Source organism: Anaeromyxobacter oryzisoli (assembly GCF_022690765.1).
Classification (GTDB): Bacteria; Myxococcota; Myxococcia; order Myxococcales; family Anaeromyxobacteraceae; genus Anaeromyxobacter; species Anaeromyxobacter oryzisoli.
On sequence record NZ_JALCZA010000135.1, the window covers coordinates 1 to 7,364 of the forward strand.

5 protein-coding genes are annotated in these 7,364 nt (G+C 75.6%); 3 read left to right on the plus strand and 2 right to left on the minus strand.

Going from position 1 to position 7,364, the window contains the following annotated elements; genetic code table 11:
- Positions 1 to 112: 112 nt before the first annotated feature.
- Positions 113 to 1,405: a hemolysin family protein gene (locus tag MNZ27_RS22535; protein WP_242396322.1), complete on the minus strand. Its 1,293-nt coding sequence runs from the start codon at positions 1,403 to 1,405 to the stop codon at positions 113 to 115.
- Positions 1,406 to 1,555: 150 nt separating this feature from the next.
- Between MNZ27_RS22535 and MNZ27_RS22540 the strand changes: the two genes are divergently transcribed.
- Positions 1,556 to 2,698, plus strand: coding sequence for an Acg family FMN-binding oxidoreductase (locus MNZ27_RS22540; RefSeq protein ID WP_242396319.1), 1,143 nt, complete (start codon positions 1,556 to 1,558; stop codon positions 2,696 to 2,698).
- A 262-nt stretch (positions 2,699 to 2,960) separates the two neighbouring features.
- On the opposite strand, the gene MNZ27_RS22545 is transcribed toward MNZ27_RS22540, so the two are convergent.
- Positions 2,961 to 4,139, minus strand: a complete 1,179-nt coding sequence (locus MNZ27_RS22545; protein ID WP_242396320.1) for a N5-glutamine methyltransferase family protein — start codon at positions 4,137 to 4,139, stop codon at positions 2,961 to 2,963.
- Between the two features lie 57 nt (positions 4,140 to 4,196).
- Between MNZ27_RS22545 and MNZ27_RS22550 the strand changes: the two genes are divergently transcribed.
- Positions 4,197 to 7,010 (plus strand): 2-oxoglutarate dehydrogenase E1 component, encoded by a 2,814-nt coding sequence (locus tag MNZ27_RS22550; protein WP_242396321.1) that lies wholly within the window; start codon positions 4,197 to 4,199, stop codon positions 7,008 to 7,010.
- 9 nt (positions 7,011 to 7,019) lie between these two features.
- A partial coding sequence (locus MNZ27_RS22555) for a biotin/lipoyl-containing protein (RefSeq protein ID WP_308198019.1) occupies positions 7,020 to 7,364 on the plus strand: 345 nt, incomplete at its 3' end.

The window sequence follows — 7,364 nt, forward strand, 5'->3', positions numbered from 1 at the left end:
GGCGGGCCGTCGCCCGCCCCTCGCGCCCGAAGTGAATTCGGGCGCTTCACCCCACCCGCCGCCCCGCTCACGCGGGTCGGCCTGAGAGCTCGTCGAATTCTTCGACAAGCTCTCAGCGCCCGCCCTCCGCCTCGCGCGGCTCCTCGGGGGCGGCCTTCACCCGCACCATCCGGACCACCCGCGGCGACGCCTCGACGATCTCGAGCACGGCGCCGTCCGTCCGGAGCCGCGTCCCGCGCTCGGGCACGGCGCCGGCCAGCGCGATGCAGAGCCCGGCCAGGGTGGTGTAGCCGTCGCCCTCCGGCAGCTCGAGATCGAGCGCGCGGTTCACCTCGCGGATGGGCGCGTCGCCGCGCACCAGCGAGGTGCCGCCCGGCTCGCGCTGGAACAGGGTCACCGCCTGCTCCTGCTCGCCGACGATGTCGCCGACGAGCTCCTCGACGAGATCCTCGAGCGTGAGGAGGCCGGCGACGCCGCCGTGCTCGTCCACGACCACCGCGAGCTGCGTCCGGCGCCGCTGCAGGTCCTTCAGGACGTGGACGGCCCGCGCGCTCTCCGGCACGAACCGGACGGGCCGGACGAGATCCGCGAGCACGACGAGCTCCTTCTCCCACGCCATCGCCGCCAGATCCTTCGCCATCACGTAGCCGACGATGTCGTCGAGCGAGTCGCCGTAGACCGGCATGCGCGCCCGCCCCTCCTCGAGGAGGAGCCGCTTCAGCTCGTCCGGCGTCGCGTCCCGCGGCAGGGCGACGATGCGGCTGCGCGGGAGCATCACCTCCGCGGCGGTCAGGTCGCGGAAGGCGAGGGCGCGCGAGGTGAGCTCCGCGGTGGAGGCGTCGAGCGCGCCGACCTTCTCGGCCTCGTCCACGAGCTGCTCGAGCTCCTCGGCGGAGAGCCTCGCCTCCGTGAAGGTGGTCCGGTCGCCGAAGGGGCGGAGGACGGCGTTCGAGGAGGCGGTGAGGAACCAGACGATCGGGCGGGCGACGTGCGAGAGGGCGAGCAGCGGCTGGCCGACGAGCAGCGCGTAGCGCTCGGAGGAGCGCAGCGCGATCGACTTCGGCACGAGCTCGCCGAGCACGAGCGAGAGGTACGAGACGATCGCGACCACGAGCGCGAGGGCGAGCGGGCCGGCGTGCGGGGCGAGGGGCGGGAGGCGTGCGATCCAGGGCGCGAGCCGGGCCGAGAGCGAGGCGCCGCCGAACGCGGCGGCGGCGGAGCCCACGACCGTGATGCCGATCTGGACCGTGGCGAGGAACCGCTCCGGCCGATCCCGCAGCCGCTTCACCGCGCGGGCGGAGCCGCGCCGCTCCTCGACGAGCTGCTCGAGGCGCGTCCTCCGGAGCGCGATGATCGCGATCTCCGCGCCGGAGAAGACGCCGTTCGCGAGGACGAGGGCGAGGATGACGAGGAGCTCTGTCGCGACTTCCAGGTTGCCACCCCCGGGGGAGCGATGGGTCACGGCGGGGGACTCCCGACCGCACCCTGGAAGATTTACCTCAGGTCCGCGTCGAGCGCCGGAACCATTCGCGGGGCGCACACCTCGGAGGGCGACATGGTCCTGGACAGCACGACGCTCCCCGCCGGCCTCGAGCGCAGCTTCCCGGTCTGGGGCGGCCCGGCCGAGCGCCTGCGCTTCCTCCTGGCCTGGGCGGTCCTCGCGCCCTCGCGTCACAACGCGCAGCCGTGGCTCTTCGAGATCGAGGGGGACGAGCTGCGGATCATCGCCGACGCGACCCGCGCGCTCCCGGCGGTGGATCCCGATGGGCGGGAGCTCGCGATGGGGTGCGGCGCCGCGATCGTGAACCTGCGCGTCGCCGCGGCGCACTTCGGCCACGCAACCTCCGAGGAGGTCGTCCGCGAGCACCGGCGCGACGGGCTCGTGGCCCGGGTCCGGCTCGAGGAGCGGCGGGCGTCGTCGCCCGAGAACGAGGAGCTGTTCCAGGCGATCCCGCGCCGCCGCACGAACCGGCTCCCGCTCGACGGCCGCGAGCCGCCCACGGGGCTCGTCACGCAGCTCCTCCGCGAGGCGCGGCGCGAGGGCGTGTCGCTCCGCCTCGTCGAGGAGCAGCAGCGCCGGCCCGTGGCGGAGCTCGTCGCCGAGGGGGCGCGCCGGCTGTGGGGGAGCCCGCGCTTTCGCTCCGAGTACGCGACGTGGAGCCGCCTCAACCGCACCGGGCGCGCGGACGGGATGCCGGGGTGGGCGAGCGGTCGGAGCGACGCGGCGGCGCTCCTGCAGCCGCTCCTGCTCCGGTTCACGAACCCGGCCCGGGTCGAGGCGGAGCGCGAGCGCTGGCGCGCGCTCGGCACGAGGGCCCTCCTCGTGCTCTCGACGGCGCGCGACGGGAAGGCGGAGTGGGTCGCGGCCGGCGAGGCCCTGGAGCGCGTCCTGCTCCGCGCCACCGCCGCGGGGCTGTCGGCCTCGTACCTGAACGAGCCGATCGAGGTGCCGGAGCTCCGCGCGCGCCTCCGCGATCTCCTCGGCGAGCCCGGCGTGCCCCAGCTCATGCTCCGGCTCGGCCATGGCCTCGTGGTCCGGCCGACGCCGCGCCGCCCCGTGGAGGAGGTGCTCCGGCGCATCGACGTCCGCTACCGCCGACCGGCGCTCCTCGCGCGGTACGATCCCTCGCTCGCGCTCCCGCGGCCGCCGCCGCCGAGGCCCGGCGCCGGGGCGGGGGCGCCGGGGACGCTGCACTGACAGGTGTCAGGTCCAGTGGCGCAGGACGCGAGTGTGGCATGCACCCGTGGCCGTGCCCGTCACCGTCACCGGCTTCTCCGTGACCCGTGAACCGGGTCGCGTGGCCCGTGGCCCGGTCTCCGTGGTCCGTCCGCGTCGTCGGGGCACGGGTCAGGGGCCACGGGAGGCGGGATGCGGGGACGGGGAACGGTCACGGTCACGGTCACGGGGAACGTGTTCGGGTTCGGGTGCTGGTTCGCGTTCGGTCGCGGGCGCGCCACCCTCAGCCCCCTGCGGCCACCAGCCGGAACAGCCGGGTCACCTCGCGCGAACGGACGTCGTGGAGCGGATCGGCGCGGTCCCGCGCGCGGGGGTGAGCGGGGTGCGCCTCGCGGATCGCGGCGACGCGGAGCCCAGCGCGTGCGGCGAGCCGCTCGAGGTGATCCGGCGCGCGGAGCCCGAGCCGCTCCGCGAGATCCGACAGGACGATCCAGGCCTCCCCGCCCGGCGCGAGCCGCGCCGGGATCCCGAGGACGAGCCGCTCGAGGAACGCGCCGCCGGGGTCGTAGACCGCGCGCTCGAGCGGCCCGTGCGCCTCGGCCGGCACCCACGGCGGATTCGAGACGACGAGGTCCACCGGGGCGGTCGCCGGGAAGAGATCCGCCGCGACGACCTCGACGCGGTCCGCGACGCCCAGCCGGCGGGCGTTCTCCCGGGCGCAGGCCACGGCGCGCGGGTCGAGGTCGGTCGCGGTGACCCGGGCGCCGGCGCGCGCGAGGACGACGGCGAGCACGCCGGTGCCGGTGCCGACCTCGAGCACGCGCTTGCCCGCGACGGGCCACTCGGCGGCGGCCCGGGCCACGAGCTCCACGTACTCGCCCCGGATCGGGGCGTAGACGCCGTAATGGGGGTGGATGCACTCGCCGCCCAGCGCGGGGACCGGGACGCCTCGACGCCGCCATTCGTGCGCGCCCACGATCCCGAGGAGATCGCGGAGCGGGAGGAGCGCCGCGCCCTCCGGGGGCGCCCCGAGCGCCTCCTCGCAGGCCACCCGGACGTCGGGAGCGCGGGCGAGCGTGACGGCCCACCCCGCCCCGAGCGGGACGAGCAGCCGCCCGAGCACCTCGCGCTCGCGCCGGACCGCGGCGCGCTCGGCCCGGAACAGCGCCGCCGGGTCCCGCGAGCGGGGCGGCCGGGGCGCGAGGCGGCGCGACATCGCGGCGAGGAGCTGGCGCGCGTTGTGGTAATCGCCGCGGTAGACGAGCGCCTCGCCCCGGCTCGCGCGGGCGACGGCCTCCGCCGCCCGGGTCCGGTCGTCGGCGGCCCCGAGCCGGGAGGGGGGCGGCGCACCCGGCGCCACCCAGGCCGCGGCGTGCTCGCCGGCGCCGTCGCGCCAGGTCAGCGTCGCCGGCGCGGCGTCCGCGAGGGCGGGGCTGGAGAGACCATCGGACGCATCGGACATCACGGCCCCGTGTGGTTGAGCGGCCGGCGCCGGGGCGCCGGGATTAGATCACGACGGATGCCCGAGCAGACCGAACCGCTCCCGGAGCTCCCGAGCCCGGACCTCGCCTTCGTCGAGAACCTCTACTACGCGTGGCTGCGCGATCCCAGCGCGGTGGACGCTCCCTGGCGGACGTACTTCGAGCGGCTGCCGAACGCGCCGGGCGCGGCGCCGCCGCCGGAGGGCTTCGCGCCGCGACGCCCGGACGGCCGCGCGAGGGCCGCCGCGGCCGGCGCCGACGCGGCCTTCCAGGCGAAGGTCGATCGGCTCGTCCAGGCGTACCGCGAGTTCGGCCACCTCCGGGCGAAGCTCGACCCGCTCGGGCTGGTCCGGCCCGCCGAGCCGTTCTCCCTCGCCCAGTTCGGGCTCTCCGGCGCGGACCTCGACCGGCCGACCTCGGATCCGGAGGGGCGCGGCGATCGCACGCTCCGGGACCTCGTCGCCCGCCTCGAGGAGACCTACTGCCGCTCGCTCGGCGTCGAGCTGGCCCACCTCCACGACGAGGACCTGCGCGGCTGGCTCGAGCAGCGGATGGAGCGCAGCCGGAACCGGCTGGCGCTCGCGCCGGAGGTGAAGAAGCTGCTCCTCCGGAAGATCCTCGAGGCGGAGGGGCTCGAGCAGTTCCTGGGGACGCGCTTCCTCGGCGCGAAGCGGTTCAGCGTGGAGGGCGCCGAGGGGCTCCTCCCGCTCCTCGAGTTCCTCGTCGATCGCGCCACCAGCCACGGGGTGCGCAACGTCGTCATCGGGATGGCGCACCGCGGGCGGCTCAACGTGCTCGCGAACATCGTGGGCAAGCCGCTCGAGCAGATCTTCGCCGAGTTCCGCGACACCGCGATCGTCAACGCCGGCGGCGGCGACGTGAAGTACCACCTCGGCTACGCGACCGACCGCGAGACGCCGGACGGCGTGCTGGTCCACCTCTCGCTCTCCTTCAACCCGAGCCACCTCGAGTGGATCGACCCGGTGGTCCAGGGGCGCGTGCGCGCGAAGCAGGATCGCTACCAGGACTTCGACCGGCTTCGCTCGGTGCCGGTGCTGGTGCACGGCGACGCGGCGTTCGCCGGCCAGGGGATCGTCGCCGAGACCCTGAACATGTCGCGCCTCGAGGCCTACGACGTGGGCGGGACGATCCACGTGATCGTGAACAACCAGGTGGGCTTCACCACCTCGCCGCGCGACGCGCGGTCCACCACGTACGCCACCGGGCCGGCGCAGATGCTCCAGATCCCGGTGATCCACGTGAACGGGGAGGACATCGAGGCCGTCGCCCAGGCGGTGCTGCTCGCGGTGGACTTCCGGATGCGCTTCCACCAGGACGTGGTGATCGACCTCTGGGCGTACCGCCGCCACGGCCACAACGAGGGCGACGAGCCGTCGTTCACGCAGCCGGTCATGTACCGCGCCATCGCCCGGAAGCCCACGCTGCGGGCCGAGTACGCGGCCCAGCTCGAGCGGGAGGGCACCGTCACGGGCGCGGAGGTGGACGCGCTCTCGGCGGCCTACCGCAAGCGCCTGGAGGCGGCGTACCAGACCTCGGCGAAGATCGCGGTGCAGCCCGGCGCCGAGCCGATGACGGGGTTCTGGACCCGGTACCGCGGCGGCGCGATCGACCCGGCGGCGGAGCCCGCCACGGCGGTCGAGCTCGACGTGATCCGTCGCGCCGGGGAGGCGCTCACCCAGGTGCCGCAGGGCTTCAACGTGCACCCGAAGCTCCGCAAGGTGCTCGAGGGGCGCGCGGAGATGGGGCGGGGCCAGCGCGGGGTGGACTGGGGCGCGGGCGAGGCGTTCGCCCTCGCCACCCTCGCCCTCGAGGGGACGCGGATCCGGCTCGTCGGCCAGGACGTCCGCCGCGGCACCTTCAGCCACCGCCACGCCGTCCTCTACGACTACCAGTCCGGCGTGCCCTACACGCCGCTCGCCCACCTCGGCGAGCGCCAGGGCACCGTCGAGGTGCGCGACAGCCTCCTCTCCGAGGCGGCCGCCCTCGGCTACGAGTACGGCTACAGCCTGGAGATGCCCGAGGCGCTCACGATGTGGGAGGCGCAGTTCGGCGACTTCGTGAACGCCGCGCAGGTGATCGTGGACCAGTTCCTCTCCTCGGGCGAGGCGAAGTGGAACCGGCTCTCCGGCCTGGTCCTGCTCCTCCCGAACGGCATGGAGGGGCAGGGTCCCGAGCACTCCTCGGCGCGGCTCGAGCGCTTCCTGGAGCTGTCGGTGGACGACAACTGGCGCGTCGTGAACCTCACCACGCCGGCCCAGTACTTCCACGCGCTCCGGCGGCAGGTCCTCTCGCCCTACCGCAAGCCGCTCGTGGTGATGTCCCCCAAGAGCCTGCTCCGGCACCCGCGGGCGGTGTCCCCGGTCGAGGAGCTCGCCCGCGGCCGGTTCCAGCCCGTGATCGCCGACCCCGTGGAGGAGCCGGCGAAGGTCGGGCGGGTGGTCCTGTGCTCGGGCAAGCTCTACTACGAGCTCGTCGCCGCGCGGGAGGCGTCCGCCGCGCGCCACGTGGCGATCGTGCGGGTCGAGGAGCTGTACCCGCTCCACGCCGACGCGATCCGCGAGGCCGTGGCGCGCTTCCGGGCGGGCGCGGAGCTCGTGTGGGCCCAGGAGGAGCCCGCCAACATGGGCGCGTGGGACTACCTGGACCTGCACCTCTCGCCGCGGCTGCCGCGACCGCTCGAGCTCGTCTCGCGGCCGCCCTCCGCGAGCCCCGCCGTCGGCTCGGCGACCCGGCACAAGCTGGAGCAGGAGCAGCTCGTGCGGCAGGCGCTCGGCGAGCCCATGCCGCGCACCCGACGCGTGGAGACGCGCGCCGCAGCCCCGGAGCGCTAGCGAGCCGCCATGTCCATCCAGGTCAAGGTCCCCGCGATCGGCGAGTCCATCACCCAGGCGACGATCGGCGCGTGGCTCAAGAAGGAGGGCGAGCCCGTCCAGCTCGACGAGCCGCTCGTCGAGGTGGAGAGCGAGAAGGCGACGGTGGCCATCCCCGCGCCTGCCGCCGGCGTCCTCCGCCGCGCGCTCCGGGCGACCGGCGACACCGTCGCGATCGGCGAGGTCGTCGCGGAGCTCGACGAGGCCGGCGCGGCCCAGGCCGCGGCCTCTCCCGCCGGCTCGGGGCCGGTGCCCGGCGGCGTCCGTCCGGCGCCGCCGGGGCGCGCCCCCACCGCGCCACCCCCCGCCGGCGCG

Excerpts from the sequence above, each read along its gene's own strand:
- MNZ27_RS22545 (WP_242396320.1), bottom strand. The coding sequence starts at position 4,139 with ATGTCCGATGCGTCCGATGGTCTCTCCAGCCCCGCCCTCGCGGACGCC.
- MNZ27_RS22550 (WP_242396321.1), top strand. The coding sequence starts at position 4,197 with ATGCCCGAGCAGACCGAACCGCTCCCGGAGCTCCCGAGCCCGGACCTC.
- MNZ27_RS22540 (WP_242396319.1), top strand. The coding sequence starts at position 1,556 with ATGGTCCTGGACAGCACGACGCTCCCCGCCGGCCTCGAGCGCAGCTTC.